At 70.0% G+C, this 19,018-nt stretch carries 17 protein-coding genes and 1 pseudogene; 11 read left to right on the top strand and 7 right to left on the bottom strand.

All coding sequences use genetic code 11. From position 1 onward, the window contains the following. Position 1 precedes the first annotated feature (1 nt). Positions 2-640: pseudogene (locus tag ABD830_RS10845) on the bottom strand (ATP-binding protein); the annotation flags it as partial. 216 nt (positions 641-856) lie between these two features. Here ABD830_RS10845 and ABD830_RS10840 point away from each other — a divergent pair. From ABD830_RS10840 to ABD830_RS10815, 6 genes are all read left to right on the top strand, one after another. Then, positions 857-3,358, top strand: a complete 2,502-nt coding sequence (locus ABD830_RS10840; RefSeq protein WP_344986466.1) for a DNA translocase FtsK — start codon at positions 857-859, stop codon at positions 3,356-3,358. A gap of 66 nt (positions 3,359-3,424) precedes the next feature. Further along, entirely contained in the window at positions 3,425-4,201 is a 777-nt protein-coding gene (locus tag ABD830_RS10835) for a helix-turn-helix domain-containing protein (protein WP_344986465.1), read from the top strand. Between the two features lie 60 nt (positions 4,202-4,261). Continuing rightward, entirely contained in the window at positions 4,262-5,671 is a 1,410-nt protein-coding gene (rimO, locus tag ABD830_RS10830; RefSeq protein ID WP_344986464.1) for a 30S ribosomal protein S12 methylthiotransferase RimO, read from the top strand. Beyond that, entirely contained in the window at positions 5,668-6,240 is a 573-nt protein-coding gene (pgsA, locus tag ABD830_RS10825) for a CDP-diacylglycerol--glycerol-3-phosphate 3-phosphatidyltransferase (protein ID WP_344986463.1), read from the top strand. Before rimO ends, pgsA begins: the two co-directional genes overlap by 4 nt. 3 nt (positions 6,241-6,243) lie before the next feature. Beyond that, entirely contained in the window at positions 6,244-6,735 is a 492-nt protein-coding gene (locus ABD830_RS10820; RefSeq protein WP_344986461.1) for a CinA family protein, read from the top strand. Between the two features lie 271 nt (positions 6,736-7,006). After that, positions 7,007-7,363: a helix-turn-helix domain-containing protein gene (locus ABD830_RS10815; protein WP_344987660.1), complete on the top strand. Its 357-nt coding sequence runs from the start codon at positions 7,007-7,009 to the stop codon at positions 7,361-7,363. On the opposite strand, the gene ABD830_RS10810 is transcribed toward ABD830_RS10815, so the two are convergent. Both ABD830_RS10810 and ABD830_RS10805 read right to left on the bottom strand, forming a co-directional pair. Further along, positions 7,360-8,139, bottom strand: a complete 780-nt coding sequence (locus ABD830_RS10810) for a DNA-formamidopyrimidine glycosylase family protein (protein ID WP_344986459.1) — start codon at positions 8,137-8,139, stop codon at positions 7,360-7,362. The two genes, ABD830_RS10815 and ABD830_RS10810, sit on opposite strands and share 4 nt — an antisense overlap. A 77-nt stretch (positions 8,140-8,216) precedes the next feature. Then, positions 8,217-8,666 carry an RrF2 family transcriptional regulator gene (locus ABD830_RS10805; RefSeq protein ID WP_344986458.1) on the bottom strand — a complete coding sequence of 150 codons (450 nt, stop codon included), beginning with the start codon at positions 8,664-8,666 and terminating at the stop codon, positions 8,217-8,219. Between the two features lie 146 nt (positions 8,667-8,812). On the opposite strand from ABD830_RS10805, the gene ABD830_RS10800 reads away from it, so the two are divergent. Beyond that, entirely contained in the window at positions 8,813-9,994 is a 1,182-nt protein-coding gene (locus tag ABD830_RS10800; RefSeq protein ID WP_344986457.1) for an ROK family transcriptional regulator, read from the top strand. Positions 9,995-10,084: 90 nt separating this feature from the next. Further along, complete coding sequence (locus ABD830_RS10795; RefSeq protein WP_344986456.1) at positions 10,085-10,987, top strand: rhomboid family intramembrane serine protease; 903 nt, start codon at positions 10,085-10,087, stop codon at positions 10,985-10,987. Between the two features lie 7 nt (positions 10,988-10,994). Here the strand turns inward: ABD830_RS10795 and ABD830_RS10790 are convergent, their stop codons facing one another. The 4 genes from ABD830_RS10790 to ABD830_RS10775 all read right to left on the bottom strand — a co-directional run bounded on the left by ABD830_RS10790 (position 10,995) and on the right by ABD830_RS10775 (position 15,686). Next, the gene (locus ABD830_RS10790) at positions 10,995-12,434 is read right to left on the bottom strand and encodes a glycoside hydrolase family 3 protein (RefSeq protein WP_344986455.1); all 1,440 of its coding nucleotides are present in this window, start codon (positions 12,432-12,434) and stop codon (positions 10,995-10,997) included. 65 nt (positions 12,435-12,499) lie between these two features. Beyond that, complete coding sequence (locus ABD830_RS10785; protein ID WP_344986454.1) at positions 12,500-13,351, bottom strand: carbohydrate ABC transporter permease; 852 nt, start codon at positions 13,349-13,351, stop codon at positions 12,500-12,502. Next, the gene (locus ABD830_RS10780) at positions 13,351-14,355 is read right to left on the bottom strand and encodes a carbohydrate ABC transporter permease (protein WP_344986453.1); all 1,005 of its coding nucleotides are present in this window, start codon (positions 14,353-14,355) and stop codon (positions 13,351-13,353) included. Before ABD830_RS10780 ends, ABD830_RS10785 begins: the two co-directional genes overlap by 1 nt. A 5-nt stretch (positions 14,356-14,360) precedes the next feature. After that, positions 14,361-15,686, bottom strand: coding sequence for an extracellular solute-binding protein (locus tag ABD830_RS10775; protein ID WP_344986452.1), 1,326 nt, complete (start codon positions 15,684-15,686; stop codon positions 14,361-14,363). Positions 15,687-15,822: 136 nt separating this feature from the next. On the opposite strand from ABD830_RS10775, the gene ABD830_RS10770 reads away from it, so the two are divergent. From ABD830_RS10770 to ABD830_RS10760, 3 genes are all read left to right on the top strand, one after another. After that, the gene (locus tag ABD830_RS10770; RefSeq protein ID WP_344986451.1) at positions 15,823-16,971 is read left to right on the top strand and encodes an ROK family transcriptional regulator; all 1,149 of its coding nucleotides are present in this window, start codon (positions 15,823-15,825) and stop codon (positions 16,969-16,971) included. Positions 16,972-16,983: 12 nt separating this feature from the next. Then, positions 16,984-17,634: a M15 family metallopeptidase gene (locus ABD830_RS10765; RefSeq protein WP_344986450.1), complete on the top strand. Its 651-nt coding sequence runs from the start codon at positions 16,984-16,986 to the stop codon at positions 17,632-17,634. Between the two features lie 90 nt (positions 17,635-17,724). Beyond that, a complete protein-coding gene (locus tag ABD830_RS10760) occupies positions 17,725-18,810 on the top strand; it encodes a carboxylate-amine ligase (RefSeq protein WP_344986448.1) in 1,086 nt (361 codons plus the stop codon). Positions 18,811-19,018: the final 208 nt, after the last annotated feature.

The following is a 19,018-nucleotide window of genomic DNA, read 5'->3' as shown; positions in this document are numbered from 1 at the left end:
GGTGGGAGACGTAGACGGGGAGCAGGCTGCCGTCACTGTGCCGCATGCGTGCCTCGCCGCGCCAGCGGCCCAGGTCGAGCGTGTCGGCCAGCGACAGCGCGTACGGCCCGTGGCCCCGCCAGTCCACCAGCTTCTCCAGCGGCCGGCCGATCGCCTGGTCGGCCCGCCAGCCGAGCAGTTCCTCCGCCTCCGGATTCCACGACTGCACCAGCCCGTCGCGGTCGGCGACGACGACGCCGACGTGCAGCGTCTCGACGGGAGCGGTACGGGGCGGCGCCGGCGTGGCCTCGTGCGCGTCGTAGCCGTCGGCGAGCTCCATGCGCACCCAGACGCGCTTGGCGGTCCTGGTGTAGGTGACGCCCCAGGCGTCGGCCAGCATGCCCGCGAGCGCTAAGCCGCGCCCGGAGGTGCGTGTCGAGTCGGGAGCGGGCTCGGCCTCCAGGATCTTCCGCGTCGGGTGGTGGTCGTCGACCTCGATCTCCAGCTTCGCTGGGTCGGCGTCCACGTCCAGGCGGCAGGTCAGCTCGATGCCGGTGCCCGCGTGCACGACGGCGTTCGTGACGAGTTCGCTGGTCAGGAGGACGGCGTCTTCGGCCAGATGGGTCAGCTGCCATTCGCCGAGCACCTGGCGGACGAACCTGCGCGCATGTGCCGGGGCATGGGGGGGTCCCGTCGAAAGCGGTGCTCGACACCCTGGTCGTGTCCACTCTGCGTCCTAGTACATCACTCGATGTGTTAGTTCGGTCACTCTCAGAGTGGCAGACCCTTGCCGTCGATACCTCCCGTTGTGGAGCTGGAGCCCCCGTACGGCGTGCCTACGCGCGTTCCGCGGTGTCTCCGACGTACCTTTGGCATCATGGCCACCCGTACGCCGAAAAGCGCATCGAAGGGGCCGGCGAAGCGGTCGACCTCGTCCCGCTCGACGCCCGCGAAGCGCGGGACCTCGTCGGCGGGGCGCTCAAGGGCGGCCTCCGGCCGCAAGCCTTCGATGACTCACCAGGACCCGATCAGCTGGGTCTTCACAATGATCGGCAAGCTGATCGTCGGTCTGTGGATGCTGCTTGCCAACGGCATCGGCAGCACGGCTCGCGCGCTGGGCAAGAACGCCCGCGAGCTGGATCCCGTGCACCGGCGCGACGGTGTAGGCCTGACCGTGCTCGCGGGCGCGATCGTGCTGGCGGCCATGACGTGGCGCAACGCCGACGGGGCCGTCTCCAGCGTGGTGAACGCGACCGTGCACGGCGTGTTCGGCTCGCTGGCCTGGGCGCTGCCGCTGCTGCTCGGCCTGCTGGCCTGGCGCTACCTGCGACACCCCGACCAGAACGCCGACACCGGCCGCATGGTGATCGGATGGGCCGCGCTGCTGGTCGGCGTGCTGGGCGTCATCCACGTCGCCAACGGCACCCCCTACCCGGCCGGCGAGGGCCAGGGCATGGACAAGATATCGGCGGCCGGCGGCATGATCGGCTTCATCGTGTCGGCGCCGCCGATGAGCATCCTGCCGCCGTGGATCACGATCCCGCTGCTGCTGCTCCTGTCCGGGTTCGGCGTGCTGGTGATCACCGCCACCCCCGTGCACCGGATCCCGGAGCGGCTCGCCGAGCTCAGGCACATGCTGTTCGAGCGGCATGCCGAGCCCGCCCCCCGGGAGCCGGGCAAGAAGCGGGCCAGGGCCGCCAAGAAGGCTCCCGAAGAGCGGGCGGACACGGTCAAGCCGTACGACACCCCGGTCCTGGCGGAGAACGCCGACAAGCGGCCCGACCACTCGCCCGAGATCGTGCCGGGGCTGACGGATGAGGAGGAGACGCCCGCCGCCGAGGCCGACAGGAGGCCGGAGCCGCCGCTGCCGACGCCCGCGCCGCGCAAGGTGGAGCAGCTCGTGCTGTCGCCGCAGGCGGGGCCTTACAGCCTGCCTGACCTGCAATTCCTCAAGCAGGGCACGGCGCCCAAGCCGCAGACCAAGGCCAACACCACCGTGGTGAACGCGCTGACCAGCGTGCTCGAGCAGTTCACCATCGACGCGCAGGTGATCGGGTTCACCCGGGGGCCGACCGTGACCCGCTACGAGATCGAGCTGGGGCCCGCGGTCAAGGTGGAGAAGGTCACGGCGCTCACCAAGAACATCGCGTACGCCGTCAAGTCCGCCGATGTCCGGATTTTGTCGCCAATTCCTGGCAAGTCGGCGATCGGGGTGGAGATCCCGAACGCCGACAAGGACCTGGTGTCCCTGGGCGACGTGCTGCGCTCCCAGGTGGCGCAGGCCGACCATCACCCCATGATCGTCGGCCTGGGCAAGGACGTCGAGGGCCGCACCATCGTCGCGAACCTCGCCAAGATGCCCCACCTGCTCATCGCCGGCGCCACCGGCGCCGGTAAGTCGGTCTGCGTGAACGGGCTGATCACCAGCATCCTGATGCGGGCCACGCCCGACGAGGTGCGGATGGTGCTGGTGGACCCCAAGCGGGTCGAGCTCAGCGTGTACGAGGGCATCCCCCACCTGATCACGCCGATCATCACCAACCCGAAGAAGGCCGCCGAGGCCCTCGAATGGGTCGTGGGCGAGATGGACCGGCGCTACGACGACCTGGCCGCGTCGGGGTTCCGGCACGTCGACGAGTTCAACAAGGCCGTGCGGGCGGGCAAGCTGCAGCCGCCGCCCGGCAGCGAGCGGGTCTACCAGCCGTACCCGTATCTGCTGGTGATCGTGGACGAGCTGGCCGACCTGATGATGGTGGCCCCGCGCGACGTCGAGGACTCGATCGTGCGCATCACGCAGCTCGCCCGCGCGGCGGGCATCCACCTCGTGATCGCCACCCAGCGGCCGTCGGTCGACGTCGTGACCGGCCTGATCAAGGCGAACGTGCCGTCCAGGCTCGCGTTCGCCGTGTCGAGCCTCACCGACTCGCGGGTCATCCTCGACCAGCCGGGCGCCGACAAGCTGGTCGGGCAGGGCGACGCGCTGTTCCTGCCGATGGGCGCGAGCAAGCCCATCCGCATCCAGAACGCGTTCGTCTCCGAGAAGGAGATCGCCGAGATCGTCGGCCACTGCAAGACGCAGATGCAGGTCGAGTACCGGGAGGACGTCGCCGCCGCGCCGGTCAAGCGGGAGATCGACGAGGACATCGGCGACGACCTCGACCTGCTGATCCAGGCCGCCGAGCTGATCGTGACCACCCAGTTCGGCTCGACCTCGATGCTCCAGCGCAAGCTGCGGGTCGGGTTCGCGAAGGCGGGGCGGCTGATGGACCTGCTGGAGAGCCGGAACGTGGTCGGTCCGAGCGAGGGCTCCAAGGCTCGGGAGGTCATGGTCAAACCGGACGATCTGCCTGGTTTGCTGGCCGATCTGCGTGGCGAATGACCCCAATGCATCCCTGCGGGGTAGTAACTGGTTGAATGTAAGCCACTACGAAATGTGGTGGGTGCCGTGGGGGAGGCGTTCGCTGTGCAGGAGCAGAGCATCGGAGCCATGCTGGCGGCGGCGAGGCGGTCGGCGGGGCTGACGGTCGAGCAGGTCAGCGCGGCCACCAGGATTCGTGAAGCGATCATCCATGGCCTGGAGCAGGATGACGACAGCCAGTGCGGTGGAGACTTCTACACCAGGGGGCACGTCAAGGCCGTGGCCAAGGCCGTCGGGCTCGACCCAGAGGCCACCGTCCACCTGTACGACCAGCAGCACGGCGGGGCGCCCAGGCCGGTGGCGGCCTCGGCCGTGTTCCAGGCCGACCGCAAGATCCACGTGCCGGAGCGGCGGGGGCCCAACTGGTCGATGGCGCTCGGGGTGGCGCTGGCGATCGTGGTCGTCTTCGGCCTGATGCGGGTGCTGGGCGGCGCGAGCGACCAGGTGCGTACGGCCGACGTGCAGGCGGCCTCGGCCCGCCCCAGCGTCCCGCCGAACATGCCGGTCGTCGAGAGGCCCAAGCCCGCGTCGGAGAGGGCGAGGAAGGGCATCGTCACGATCACGATCAAGGCGAAGCGGACCTCGTACGTCCAGGCTCATGACGCCAAGGGGCGCAAGCTGTTCGCCGGGACGATGAAGGAGGGAGAGACCTCCACGTGGCAGGCCGAAGATCGGGTGAACCTGCTCCTGGCCGACGCGTCGGCGGTGTCCCTGCAGGTCAACGGCAAGAAGGTGGGACGGCTCGGGGGCAAGGGAGAGATCGTGCGGCGCTCGTTCGGGGCGGCCAAGCCACCCTCCCGGTAGGCGTATGGCGGGAGCCCGTGCATCGGGTGGTGGCCAACTCCCGATACCGTAGTGTTCACCATGTCATCCCGCCGAACCGCATCGCTGATCACCCTGGGCTGCGCCCGTAACGAGGTCGACTCCGAGGAGCTGGCCGCGCGACTTGAGGCTGCCGGTTGGCAGCTGGGCGACGACGACCCAGACGTCGTCGTCGTCAACACGTGTGGCTTCATCGACTCGGCCAAGAAAGACTCCATCGACACGCTGCTGGCCGCCGCCGACTCGGGCGCGAAGGTCGTGGCCGCGGGCTGCATGGCCGAGCGCTACGGCAAGGAGCTGGCCGACGCGCTGCCCGAGGCCGGCGCGGTCATCTCCTTCGACGACTACGCCGAGATCGGCGAGCGCCTCGACGACGTGCTCGCCGGGCGGTCGCTCACGCCGCACACGCCACGCGACCGCCGTACCTTGCTGCCCATCTCGCCGGTGGACCGTGCCAGCGCGCCCAAGGCCAACATCCCAGGCCACGGCGACCTGCCCGAGGGCCTGGCGCCCGCGAGCGGCCCGCGCGTGCTGCGCAAGCGGCTCGACGAGAGCCCGGTGGCCTCGCTCAAGCTGGCCTCCGGCTGCGACAGGCGCTGCACGTTCTGCGCCATCCCGGCCTTCCGCGGCTCGTACGTCTCGCGCCGGCCCGACGAGCTGCTGGCGGAGGCCGACTGGCTGGCCCACAGGGGCGTGCGCGAGCTCGTCCTGGTCAGCGAGAACTCCACCTCCTACGGCAAGGACCTGGGCGACCTGCGGGCGCTGGAGAAGCTGCTGCCCCAGCTCGCCGCGGTCGAGGGCATCGACCGGGTGCGGGTCAGCTACCTGCAGCCCGCCGAGCTGCGCCCCGGGCTGATCGACGTGCTCGCCGGCACCGACGGCGTCGCCCCCTACTTCGACCTGTCCTTCCAGCACGCCAGCGGTGGCGTCCTGCGCCGGATGCGCCGCTTCGGCGACCCGGAGCGCTTCCTGGGGCTGCTCCAGGCCGTCCGCGAGCGCGCCCCAGAGGCCGGCGTGCGCTCCAACTTCATCGTGGGCTTCCCCGGAGAGACCGAGGAGGAGTTCGGCGAGCTGGTCGGCTTCCTGGAGGCGGCGAGGCTCGACGTGATCGGCGTGTTCGGCTATTCCGACGAGGACGGCACGGAGGCGGCCGGCCTGCCGGGCAAGCTGGACCAGGAGGTCATCGACGAGCGCGTGCGCGTGCTCACCGAGCTGGCCGAGGAGCTGACCGCCCAGCGCGCGGAGGAGCGCATCGGCACCGAGGTCGACGTGCTGATCGACGACGACCTGGGCGACGGCGGCTACGAAGGCAGGGGTGCGCACCAGGGCCCCGAGGTCGACGGCTCCGTGACGGTGCAGGGCATCGGCCTGGTCAGGGGGCAGATCGTGCGCGCAGTCGTGGTCGACGCCGAGGGCGTCGACCTGATCGCGCGCATCAAGGCAAGTCCATGAAAAGGGACGAGCGCCGGGTGGTGAGCCCGTGGAACATCGCCAACGTCCTCACGGTCCTCCGGTTGGCGCTCGTCCCCTTCTTCGTCGTCTGCCTCTTCATACCGGGCACGGGCTGGCGGGTGACCGCGCTCGGGGTCTTCGCGGTGGCTTCGATCACCGACCACCTCGACGGGGAGCTGGCCAGGCGCTACGGCCTCATCACCGACTTCGGCAAGATCGCCGACCCGATCGCCGACAAGGCGCTCACCGGCGCCGCGCTGGTGAGCCTGTCGATACTCAACGAGCTGCCCTGGTGGGTGACCATCTCGATACTCGGCAGGGAGATCGGCATCACGGTCCTCAGGTTCGTGCTGCTGCGGCACGCCGTCATCCCGGCCAGCTACGGCGGCAAGATCAAGACGGTGCTGCAGATCGCCGCGATCGTGCTCTATCTCCTGCCGTGGGTGCCGGGGCCCGTCCGGTGGGTGGTGATGGGGGCGGCACTGGTCATCACCGTGGGCACGGGCGTCGACTATCTGGTCAGGGCCGTCAAACTACGCAAGGTCGCGAAGCAGGCGCGCGGGGAGTGATCGATGGCGGATGTGGCCGAGGTTCTGAGCATGCTGGTGGGCCGGTCCGCCACGGTGGCCGTGGCCGAGTCGCTGACCGGAGGGCTCATCGGCGCCGCGATCACGTCCGTGTCGGGCTCGTCCAAGGCGTTCAGGGGCGGGGTGATCTCGTACGCCACCGATCTCAAGCACGAGCTGCTGGGGGTGCCGGACGAGTTGCTGCGGCGTGAGGGGGCCGTGCATCCCGACGTGGCCGCGGCCATGGCGGCCGGGGTCGCGCGGCTGTGCGGGGCCACGTACGGGCTGGCCGTGACGGGGGTGGCCGGGCCGGAGCCGCAGGACGGCAAGCCGGTCGGCACCGTGTACGCGGCCGTCTGCGGCCCTGACGGGACAATTTGGGGCCGCGAATTGAGCCTTAAGGGATCACGCGAACGTATCAGGGTAGAGACGGTGGACGAGGCAGTAGATCTACTGTCAGGTGTGCTTAAGCCGAACATAGGGGAACATTCCGGGTGATTACCGTGTTACGTCCCGAGCGAACATGCGATGGACGGTCTGACGCGGTGTCGGTGGATACGGGTACGGTGGAGCTGTGAGTGAGGTCCGTGAGCCAACTGCAAGCACCGAGCGCCCGGCAGGCGGGCCTGATGAGTCGCGACTGGCGGTCCAGGGGCGGCGTCGCCCGATGATGACGGCGAGGAGTATGTACGAAGCTAAGAAGACCAATGTGCGGCACGATCCGATCGCGCGGGGCGTGGTGAAGTCCGCGCCGGGGAGGGAGCGACAGATGATTCTGCTGCGTCAGCTGCTCGGCGACGTGCTGAGGCGGTTGAGGGTGCGGCAGGGACGCACGCTACGCGAGGTGTCCACCCAGGCACGTGTCTCGCTCGGCTACCTGTCCGAGGTGGAGCGCGGCCAGAAGGAGGCCTCGTCCGAGTTGCTGGCGTCCATTTGCGGCGCACTCGAGGTGCCCCTTTCGCAGGTGCTGCGTGAGGTTTCCGACCAGTTCGCGCTGGCGGAGCTCCAGGCTGCCCCTGTGCTGGCCGACGTGCCCGATCACGAACGGCTGCCCCTTACCGAGACGGTTCCCGGGTCGATTTCCGACTCCGTGTTCCCCGAAGTCAAGGACATGGTGGCTGCCTAGCTCGGCTGGCAGCCCGCACACCACAGGATCAGCCGCTCCTGTGGCTGCGCTCCCATCTCCCCGCGGCTGATGCGGGTGCCGCATCGGCGACAGGGCCTCCCCGCCCTGCCGTAGACCCAGGTCTGGTACGCCGGGCGGCGATCACCTGTGGTCACCGTGCCCGCATGACTCTTGTTGGCGTCCAGCAGCCGCTGGGCCAGTGACACGAGTCCGGTGAGATCCTCGATCTCCCCGACCTTCTTCCACGGCCAGATTCCGCGCAGGAACAGGGTCTCGGCGCGATAGATCGTGCCGATCCCCGCCAGGTTGCGCTGATCGAGCAGCGCCTCCCCGATGGTCCTGCCGGGTGCCCCTCGCAGCCTTCGCACGGCCTCATCCGGGTCCCAGTCCGGGCCGAGCAGATCCGGCCCCAGATGGCCGACCAGTCGCCCCTCGTCGCCCGTCCTGACGAGATCCACCATGCCCAGCCTGATCCCCACCGCCTGCCACTGCTGATTGGCCAGGATCAGCCTGACCAGGTCGCCCGGCGCGGTCCGGCGTCCCGCCTCCATGACCCGCCAGCTCCCGTCCATGCGCAGGTGGGTGTGCACGGTCAGGTCGCCCTCGACGCGGGTGAGCAGATGCTTGCCCCTGGAGACCGTGGTGACGACCGCGCGGCCCGCGAGGTCGGCGGTGGCGTGCCTGGGCACGCGGAAGTCCGACCTGGTGAGCACGCGCCCGTCGAGCGCGCCTCGGAGGCGGGTGGCCGTGCGGTAGACGGCGTCTCCTTCGGGCATCCTTCCAGTCTAGGAACCCAGTCTAGGAGCGCGGCCGCGGAGCCGTGGTCAGTCCCAGGGGCTGACCGGAGCCGTGGTCAGTCCCAGGCGGCGGGGTCGGCGGCGAGCTGGCGGACGCGCTCGGGCAGCGCCCCCGTGGCGACGTGGTCGAGCGTGACCTCCTCCAGGATGGAACGCTCGGTGGCCCGCAGCGCGATCCACACCTGCTGCAACGACTCGGCGGGGCCCCGGTAGCCGACGTGCTCCGGACGCTCGCCCCGCACGTTGGCCAGCGGGCCGTCCACGGCCCTGATCACATCGGCCAGCGAGATGTCGGTAGCGGGCCTGGCCAGCACGTAACCGCCCTCCGGCCCACGCTGCCCGCGCACGAGCCCGGCCCGGCGCATCTGCAGCAGGATGTTCTCCAGATACTTGGGCGGCATGTCCTGTTCCTTGGCGAGCTCGCCCACTGTAGTCGGGCCTGCACCTGCTGCAGCGAGTTCGGCGGCGGCACGGAGGGCGTAGTCGACACGAGCGGAAAGGCGCATGTTCTCGATTATCCCCCCTGGTCAACACTGGTTAGGTGCAAGTTCGTCAGAACGGGCACAAGATCCGGATGCACGCGATGGTGAGAGCGCTAAACTTCCAACAACCTTTCTGATTAGACGGCCTGATCGGCGCCGGAGGATTCAGCGTGGAGCGACGCCCTGGTGTGCCCAGATTGCTCAGGGAGATCAATGACCGGGCCGCGCTGGAGCTGCTGCTCGCCACCGGCCCCATGACCCGCGGTCAGATCGGCGACCTGACCGGTCTGTCCAAGGTCACGGCCTCGCAGACGCTGGCCAGGCTGGAGGAGCGGGGCCTGGTCGAGGTGGTCGGCGCGCAGGCGGGCGGCCGCGGGCCCAACGCGGCCCTCTACTCGGTGATCCCCTCCAGCGCGTATGTGGCGGGCCTCGAGGTCGGGCCCGAGCTGATCTCCGCGGCGGTCGCCGACATCCACGGCAACACGATCTCCGAGGTCACGATCGATCCGGACGGCCACGACGACCCGGTCTCCGTGGTCCACGGCGCGATCGTCAAGGCCTGCCACAGCGCCAAGATCAGCCTGTCCAAGCTGCGCGGCGTCGTGATCGGCACGCCGGGCGTGGTGGACCCGCGCAGCGGCGACGTGCGCTTCTCGTTCGACCTGCCCGGCTGGCACGAGGGCATCCACGAGGCACTCGCGGGCGACCTGCGGCGCGAGGTGACCATCGAGAACGACGTCAACCTCGCCGCCATCGCCGAGCGCGCCGACGGGGCGGCCAAGGGGCTCGACGACTTCGTGCTGCTGTGGTCGAGCCGCGGCCTCGGCCTGGCCATCATGCTCGGCGGCAAGCTGCACCGCGGGCGCTCCGGCAGCGCGGGCGAGATCGGCTACCTGCCGGTGCCCGGCGTGCCGCTGCCCGAGGACATCCGCACCGAGCCAGGTCGGCTGCCGTCGCTGGCAGGCGGTCTGCAGTCGCTGGTCAGCGCCGAGGCGGTGGCCGAGCTGGCCCAGACGTACGGCTTCGCGGCCGGCAGCGCGGAGGAGTGCGTCAAGGTCGCGACGGCCGCGGGCGCCGAGGGCGAGCCGCTGCTCGACGAGATCGCCAACCGCCTCGCCCTGGGCGTCGCCGCCGTGTGCGTGATCCTCGACCCCGGGCTGGTGGTGCTGGCCGGCGAAGTGGGACACGCGGGCGGCCCGGCGCTCACGTCCCGGGTGGAGGAGGCCGTGGCCCGCATCTGCCCGGTGCGCCCCCAGGTCGTCACCACGAAGGTGACCCACGGCAACCCGGTGCTGCGCGGCGCCGTGCTGGCGGCGCTCGACCAGGCCCGCGAGGAACTGCTCGCGCCCTAGGGTCAACTCGATTTGATCACAAAAGCCCCTGTATGCCGGCAATTCGATACCCTCGCTCTCCGCCGGAGCCGCTCGAAGGTGTGGAGTGACGTGGAAGAGCAGATTGCCGGGGTGCCGACCTGCTACCGGCACCCCAAGAGCGAGACCTATGTCCGCTGCACCCGCTGCGACCGCTACATCTGCCCGGACTGCATGAGGGACGCGGCCGTGGGCCACCAGTGCGTCGAGTGCGTACGCGAGGGCAACAAGTCGGTACGCCAGGCCAGGACCGTCTTCGGCGGCAGAGTGTCCGCCGTCCCCGTGGTGACGTACATCCTGATCGCCGTCATCGTGCTGGCCTACGCCGCGGAAATCGCCCTGCCCTCGATCGTGGACCGGCTGGACGGCCTGGGCATCGGGCTGATCGACACGGACGGCCGGTACTACGTCTACGACAGCGACACGGGTCTGCAGCCCGTAGGGGTGGCGGCCGGCGAGTGGTACCGCCTCGTCACCGCCAACTTCCTGCACCTCCAGCCCACCGAGGGCGGCTTCGGCATCCTGCACATCGTCTTCAACCTGTACTGGCTGTGGACCCTGGGCCGGGTGGTCGAGGAGATGCTGGGCAGGCTGCGCTTCGCCGGGCTCTACCTGCTGGCGGCCGTGGGCAGCTCGGTCTTCGAGTACCTCATCTCGCCCGACACGGCCGCGGTCGGCGCCTCAGGAGCGATCTTCGGGCTGGGGGCCGCGTACTTCGTCTTCAGCCGGCGGCTGGGCCACGACCCGCTCGGGGGTGGCCGGCTCATCGTCTTCTTCCTGATCTGGCTGGTCGTCTCGGCCGGGTTCAGCTCCTGGGAGGGACATCTGGGCGGCCTGATCGTGGGTGGCGGGACCGCGCTCACGCTGGCGTATCTGCCGCGCAAATATCACCTTGCCGCGATGGGCGCGACGCTCGTCCTGCTCGCCGTCCTGGTGGCGGTGAAGACCCACGATCCAGGCCTGTGGCCGGCATAGGCGCCGGCTAGGCGGTGAGGAGCTCGACGGCGGCCTGGGCGTTGGCCCTGGCCGCCCCGTACGTGGCGATGTAGGCCGCGCTGCCCGGCCGCCACACCGGCAGCCCCATCTCGATCACCGTCGCGTCGGGGCGGGCCGCCACCAGCGCGGAGACCAGTTCCTGGCTCACCTGGTGGCGGTGCGCGTCCTTGACCACGACGACCAGCGACCGGTTCGCGGCCGTGGCCAGCAGGGCAGGGACGTCGGCGGCGGCGGGCTCGATCCGGACGATCTCGGCGTCCGGCAGCCACGGGCCCACGCCCCACGGCACGTCGCCCACGGCGATCGTCGGCGGGGTGTCCACCTCGATCACCAGGGGCTCGACCAGGGGCTCCGTCTCTCCGGTGAGCCGCACGGCGCGGCGCGCGGCGTGCAGGCCGACCCCGTTCTGCTCGGCCGCGACGGGCGCGGGCGTCCCGAACCAGGCCCGCAGCGCCGCCACCCGCGCCGCCGCCTCCTCCAGCCGGTCCGGCGACAGGCGGCCCTCGCGCACCGAGGAGACGATCTCCGCGATGATGGCCTGGACGTCGTCGTAGTTGGGCACCGGCCCCAGGCAGAGCAGGTCGGCCCCGGCCGCCAGCGTCAGCACGGCGCCGCCGGCCAGCCCCACGCTCCTGGTGATCGCGTGCATGTCCAGCGCGTCGGTCACGACCACGCCGTCGTAGCCGAGCTCGCCCCTGAGGAGCCCGGTCAGCGCGGCACTGGACAGCGTGGCGGGCGTGTCGCCCGTCACCGCCGGCACCGCGACGTGCGCGGTCATCAGCGACCTCGTCCCCGCGCCGATGGCCGCGCGGAACGGGGCCAGCTCGCGCTCGCGCAGCACGTCGATGCTCACGTCCACGACCGGGATCGCCAGGTGCGAGTCCACCCGGGTCGCGCCGTGGCCGGGGAAGTGCTTGACGCAGGCGGCCACGTTCACCGACTGCAGGCCCTGTACGGCCGCCACCGTGTGCCTGGCGACCAGCTCCGCGTCGGCGCCGAACGAGCGGGTGCCGATCACCGGGTTGTCGGCCTCGGTGTTGACGTCGGCGCTGGGCGCCATGTCCAGGTTGATGCCGCAGGCGGCCAGCTCCGAGCCGATCGCGCGGTAGACGCGGCGGGTCAGCTCGACGTCGTCCACCGCCCCGAGCGCCGCGTTGCCCGGGTACGGGCTGCCGACGTGGTACGCCAGCCGCGTCACGTCGCCGCCCTCCTCGTCCAGCGAGATGACGGGCTCACCCGCTCCCCGCAGCGCGGTGGTCAGCTCGCGTACCTGGCCGGGCTCGGCCACGTTGAAGCCGAAGAGCGTGACGCCGCCCAAGCCGTGCTCCAGCTCGCGCAGCACCCATTCGGGCGCCGTCGTGCCCTGGAAGGCGACGAGCAGTGTGCCGGCCGCGAGACGGCGCAGCCCCCGATCACTCTGACTCATGGCTCCTCATCGGATTTCAGGCCCAAAGATGGGCAGGGTCGAATAAGGCATTCGCCCTGCGGATGTCAGCCCTTCACGGCCCCGGCGACCAGGCCGGAGACCATGCGGCGTTGTACGAGAAGGAAGAAGACGACGACCGGGATGGTCATCATCGTGGAGCTGGCCATGATGGCGCCCCAGTCGGTGCCCTTCTGCCCGAAGAAGTACTGCAGGGCGACGGGCATCGTGTATTTCGTCGGGTCGTTGATCAGATACAGCGCCATGATCAGCTCGTTCCACGCGGTGATGAACGAGAAGATGCTGGTCGCGACCAGACCCGGGGCCACCAGCGGGAAGAGCACCTTCCAGAAGGTGGTGAACCGGCTCGCGCCGTCGATCCAGGCCGCCTCCTCCAGTGACTTGGGCACGGCGGCGACGAACGTGCGCAGCATCCAGATCCCGAACGGCAGCGTCAGCGCGACCTGCGTCACGATCAGACCGAGCAACTGGTCATAGAGGCCCAGCCGCTTGACGCCGAGGAACAGCGGGATGAGCAGCGCCTCGGACGGGATCATCTGCGCGACGAGCAGCAGGGCCAGGAACGGCGTGCGTCCCTTGAACCGGAACCGGGCCACGGCGGTGGCCGACAGCAGTGCGAAGACCGCGCCGATCAGGACCGTCCCGAGCGAGACGATGGCGCTGTTGCGCATGTAGAGCCAGATCGAGTGCCCGGCCACGCCGTCGGTGAGCACCCGCGTGATGTGCTCGAAGGTGAAGTGCGTGGGGAACGGGATGAATTCGGTGGTGAAGATCTGGTCGTTCGCCTTGAAGCCGGTGGAGACCATGAAGTAGACGGGGAAGATCGCCCCCAGGAAGACCAGCACGCCTGCCGCGTTGAGCGCGACCTTGCCCAGGCGCCTGCGGGCCAGCGGGCTCATCACAGCTCCTCCTGCTTGAACATCTGACGGATGTAGGCCGCGGTGACGATGAGCAGGATCACGGTCAGCACCACCGCGATGGCCGCGCCGGAGCCCATCTTCGGCGGGGCCTTGAACGCCTCGGTCACCGCGTACATCGACAGGTTGTAGGCCTCCCGGTTGGTGGTGCCGGCCAGCACGTAGAGCTGGGCGAAGACCTTGAAGTCCCAGATGATCGAGAGCACGGTCAGCACCGCGAACACCGGCTTCAGCAGTGGGAAGGTGATCTTCCTGAACGTGCGCCACGGGCCCGAGCCGTCCACCTTGGCCGCCTCGTACAGCTCGGCCGGGATGCCCTTGAGTCCGGCCAGCACCGAGACCGCGATGAACGGGAAGCCCGCCCATACCACGCAGATGATCAGCACCATGTAGATGGACCAGGCGTCGTTGAGCCACGGCTGACCGGTCCAGTCGGCCCGGCCGAACAGGGCGTTGGAGAGCCAGTCGGGCAGCAGGTTGAGCGCCCAGTTGATGATGCCTCTCTCGGCGTCGAACAGCCAACGCCAGATGACGCCCTGCGCCACCGGCGGGACCGCCCAGGCGAACATGATGCCGATGATGACGAACAGCGACATCTTCTTGCCGAGCCGGTGCAGCAGGATACCGACGGCGGTGCCGAGGATCAGCGTGAGCGGCACCGCGATCACCGCGAACACCACCGTGTTGCGCAGCGAGGACCAGAAGATGTCGTTCTCGAAGACCTTGGTGAAGTTCTCGAGCCCGACCCAGGTGGCCGGCTTCTTGCCCGAGATCTGGACGAGGCCCACCTTCTGGAAGGAGATGATCACCATCTGGATCAGAGGCCACAGAAGCAGCGCCCCTATGACCAGCAGTCCCGGGATCAGCAGGACGTAGGGGATCGACCAGGCGGGGAGCCCGCCGGCCCGCGCGGGCCGGTTCGCGCGGCGCGGTCCCGGGGTGGAGGCGCGGCCTCCGCCCCGGGCGAGCGTTGACGTGTTCGTCATAGGTTTCAGGAGGCGTTGAGGATGTCTTCGAGTTCCTTGTTGGCCGCGGCCAGCGCGTCATCCGCGCTCGCCTTGCCCTCGATGACCTTGCGGGCCGCGTTCTGCAGCACCGCCTTGGTCTCGTTGGCCTCCGTCCACTGCGGGTCGGCGGGGAAGGCCTTGGCCTTGGCGAAGGCGGCGGCGAACGGCGCCTGAGCCGGGTCGCTGGACAGCGCGGCGAGGGCGTCGGGGTAGACGGGGAGCAGACCGCCGTCGGTGGCGTACTTGACGCCCCACTGCTTGTTGGAGGCCAGCTTCACGAACTCCTTGGCCGCGTCCTTCTCCTTGGCGGAGCCCCACACGGCGATGTCGTTGCCGCCCAGGAACGACTGCGCCTCGCCGCCATCCTTCGCCGGGAGCGGGAAGAAGGCCAGCTTGTCGCCCTTGAGCTTGCCCTTGCTGTCCTCCGCGATCCCCGGCAGGTCCCACGACGCGGTGAGGTACATGCCCACCTTGTTGTTGGCCATCCTGGTACGGATCTCGGTGGTGTTCTGGTTGAGCCGCGACTTGCCGGACAGGCCGTCGGTGACCAGACCGGTGTACTGCGCGAAGCCCGCCTTGAAGCCGGGTTCGGTCAGCTTGCCGACCCACTTGTCGCCCTGCTTGACCGCGTAGTCGCCGCCGGCGGTCCAGACGAGGGCGCCGAGCAGGTGGTTGGCGTCGGAGCCGCCGTTGAAGGCGAAGCCGTCGACGTCCTTGCCCTTCTTGGCCTGGATCTTCTTGGCCGCGGCCATGAGCTCGTCCCAGGTCTTGGGGATCTCGATCTTGAGCTCCTTGAACCAGTCGGCGCGGTAGAGCACCGCCCGGCTGCCGCCGCCCCACGGCACGGCGTACGTCTCGCCGTCGATGGTCTCCAGCCCCATGAGGTTCTTGGGGATCTGGGCCTGGTCGCCGGCGGCCACGATGTCGCTGATCGGCTCCAGGGCCTCCTGGCTCTGCCACAGCGGAACCTGGTCGTTGCCGATCTCCGTCACGTCGGGCCCGGTGCCGCCGGCCGCCGCGGCCGTGAACTTGTCGTTGACCTGCGGCCACGGGATCCACTCGACGTTCACCTTGGCGCCGGTCTCCTTCTCGAACTCGGCGACCAGCTCGTCGGTGTACTTCTGGGCGGCGGGGTTGGTGTCCCCGAGGCGCCAGAACGTCAGGGTCTTGCCGGCGTACTTGGGGCCGCTGCTGGCGGGTGCGGCGGCGCTGGGTGAGGACGAGGGGGTCTCGCTCGAGCCACAGGCGGCCAGACCCAGGGCCAGCGCGGCCGTGCTGACCGTCGCGGCTGTGATCTTCGCGATCCTCACAGGGTTCTCCCTTCCCGGGTGCCGGCCCACGGTCCGCACCAGGCTGATCGTCAATGTCGAACAACGCTGCTAAACTAACAAGAAACTTTCTTAAAAGAAACGCCCGTTAGCCATTCGTGACGAGAGGGGTGCGCCAATGAGTCGGAGCCCGGGGGTCCCCCGGCTGCTGCGCAGGCTGAACGATCGCGCGGCGCTCGAACTGCTCCTGGTCGACGGCCCGCTCACCCGGGCCGAGCTGGGGGAACGGACCGGGCTCTCCAAGGTGACCGCGGGCCAGCTGCTCGCCCGCCTGGAGGAGCGGGGGCTGGTGGAGGTGGCGGGGGAGCGCGCCGGCGGCAGGGGGCCGCACGCCGCCGTGTACGCCGTCGTGCCCTCCAGCGCGTACGTCGCCGGGCTCGAGGTCCTGCCCGACAGCATCAGGGTCGCTGTGGCGGACATCACCGGCAGGGTGGTCGTGGAGATCACGGTCAACCCCTCCGACGGCCGTGACCCGGTCAAGGCGGTCCACGAGACCGTGCAACGGGCCTGCGACACGGCGAACGTCAGCCTGTCGCGGCTGCGCGCCTTCGTCATCGGCACGCGGGGCGTGGTCGACCCGGCCGCCGGCGACGTGCGCTGGTCGTACGACTTGCCCGACTGGCACGTCGGCGTGCTGGCCAGCCTGCGCCAGACGCTCGGCACCTCGGTCACCATCGAGAACGACGTCAACCTGGTCGCACTCGCCGAGCACACGTATGGCGCGGCCGTCGGACACGATGACTTCGTGGTGATCTGGGCCGGTATGGGCCAGGGCCTCGGCGTCATGCTGGGCGGCCGGCTGCACCGGGGCATCGGCGGGGGAGCGGGCGAGATCGGCTGGCTGCCGGTCCCCGGCGAGCCCCTGCCGTCCGACGTCGCGGAGCCGCAGTCCGGCTCGTTCCAGCGCCTGGTGGGCCACGCCGCGCTGCGCGAGCTGGCCGAGCGGCACGGCATCACCGGTGACTCGGTGCCCGACCTGGTGCGCGACGGCGACGACGCCTACCTGGACGAGGTGGCGGGACGGCTGGCCGTGGGCGCGGCGGCGGTGACCGTCGTGCTCGATCCCGGCCTGATCGTGCTCAGCGGCGAGATCGGCAGGGCGGGAGGCGCGCGGCTGGCCGCCAAGGTGCAGGAGGCGGTGGCCCGCGTGTGCCTGAGTCGGCCCACCGTGGTCACGACCGGGGTCACGGGCAACCCGGTGCTGCGCGGTGCGCTGGTGGCAGCGCTGGAGCAGGCCCGGGAGCAGGTCTTCTCCGACACTGTGTGAGAATTTCTGCCCATGTGGCAGTCCCCCAACGATGTCGTCCTGATCTCCGACCCCCGGGTGACCGCGATCCCCGTCCAGGAGTGCGGCGAGCCGCTGGCCGACGTGCGCGGGCGGCTGCGCGTGGACGGGCGCATGGCGGACGACCGGGGCGCGTACGCGCACCTGCGATCGGGCCTGCTCGACCGCTTGGAGCAGGCCGAGCGCGTGCTGCCCGACGGCTTCCACCTGCTGGTCGTCGAGGGCTACCGGCCCATCGAGACGCAGCGCAGCATCTTCGACGGATACCGGGCGGAGCTCCAGCGCACCTTTCCCGAAATTTCCCCCGGCGAGGCATATATCGCGGCAAGTCGGTATGTGTCCCCCGTCGAGGTCGCCCCCCACACCGCCGGTGCCGCCGTGGACCTCACGCTGTGCGACCCCGACGGCGTCGAGTACGACATGGGCACCCAGGTCAACGACAACCCGGAGCAGAGCGACGGCGCCTGCTACACGCAAGCCCCCAACATCTCCGCCGAGGCCCGTAATCACCGCAAGGTCCTCGCCGCCGCCCTGGAGCCGACCGGCCTGGTCAACTACCCCACGGAGTGGTGGCACTGGTCGTACGGCGACCGTTACTGGGCCATGTCCACGGGATTTCCCCACGCCCTTTACGGCCCCGTCTGACAACCGTTTGCCGAACGGGTTTTCCAGAGGCTGGGGGACGGGCACAACCTCATTCCGGAGGGTTCTGGACTCCCCCAGCGAGGTGTGGGCATGGTTCCGTTGATCGGGATCGAAGAGGAATACCTCGTCGTCGATCCCCGCACCCGCCACGTGGCTCCCCGAGCGGCCGAGGTTCTGGCCGCGGCGACGGATGTGCTCGACGTGGTGTACGAAATCACCAGGTTCCAGGTGGAGGCGCGTACGCCGCCCTCCGCCGACCTCTGCGAGCTGGGCTCGCAACTGCGTACCGTGCGCAAGGGAGTGGCCGCTGCGGCCCGCTCGTGCGGGCTAGCCGTGGTCGCCAGCGGCATCCCCGTGCTGGGGAACGTCATGTCGCCCCCGCTCACCGACGACGTCCGCTACCTGCAGGGCAGGGTGATCTACCGGGCGCTGCAGGACGAGATCTGCATCTGCGCCCTGCACGTGCACGTGGACGTGCCCGACCAGGAGCAGGCCGTCTACGTCGGCAACCACCTGCGTCCCTGGCTGCCCACGCTGATCGCGCTGGCCGCCAACTCGCCGTTCTTCGCGGGCCGCGACACGGGCTACGCGTCCTGGCGGGTGATCAGCTGGGGCCGCTGGCCGGTGTCCGGCGCACCGCCGTACTTCCCGTCGTTCGGCGACTACGAGCTGGCCCTGCGCGCGCTCACGGAGTCGGGCGCGCTGCTCGACCCCAAGACGGTCTACTGGGACGCCCGGCCGTCGCCCAGGCTGCCCACGGTCGAGATCAGGGTGGCCGACGTGCCGCTCGACGTGAGCGACAGCCTCACGCTGATCGGGCTCGTCCGCGCGCTGGTCGTGACCGCGCTGGCCGCGGTGGGCCGGGGCGACCGCGGGTTACCCGTCCCGTCGGAGGTGCTGCGCGCCGCCTACTGGCGCGCCGCCCGCGACGGGCTGACGGGTGACAGCATGGACGTGCGGCACGGCACGCTCGTGCCCGCGCCGGTGCTGGCGCGCCGCCTCCTGGAGCACGTACGGCCGGCGCTGGCGGAGGCGGGCGACCTGGCGTTCGTCGAGGACGGCCTGGACCGGCTGCTGGCGAAGGGCTCGGGAGCCATGCGCCAGCGCCGGGTGCACGCCAGGGGCAACGACCTGGCCGACGTGGTGGACGACCTCATCGAGGCCACCGTCGCTTGAGGCGTACGCCTGGTGGAGGGCCAGCGCCACGGCCACGCCCAGGCCGAACGCGACGACGACGCCGCGCAGGACCTTGGCCGACATGAGCGTCTTCGGCTCTCTGTGTTTACATGAGTAAACAGACATCAGCGTGGCCTCGTCACTTCCCGACGAGGCCGGGAAGTGATCCGGTGGAAGCCGATGCCGCGTCCGTCCGGCGAGCCGGGCG

The organism is Nonomuraea helvata (assembly GCF_039535785.1).
GTDB lineage: Bacteria > Actinomycetota > Actinomycetes > Streptosporangiales > Streptosporangiaceae > Nonomuraea > Nonomuraea helvata.
Note: the sequence above shows the minus strand (reverse complement) of the source record. Positions and strands in the feature narration are given on the sequence as shown.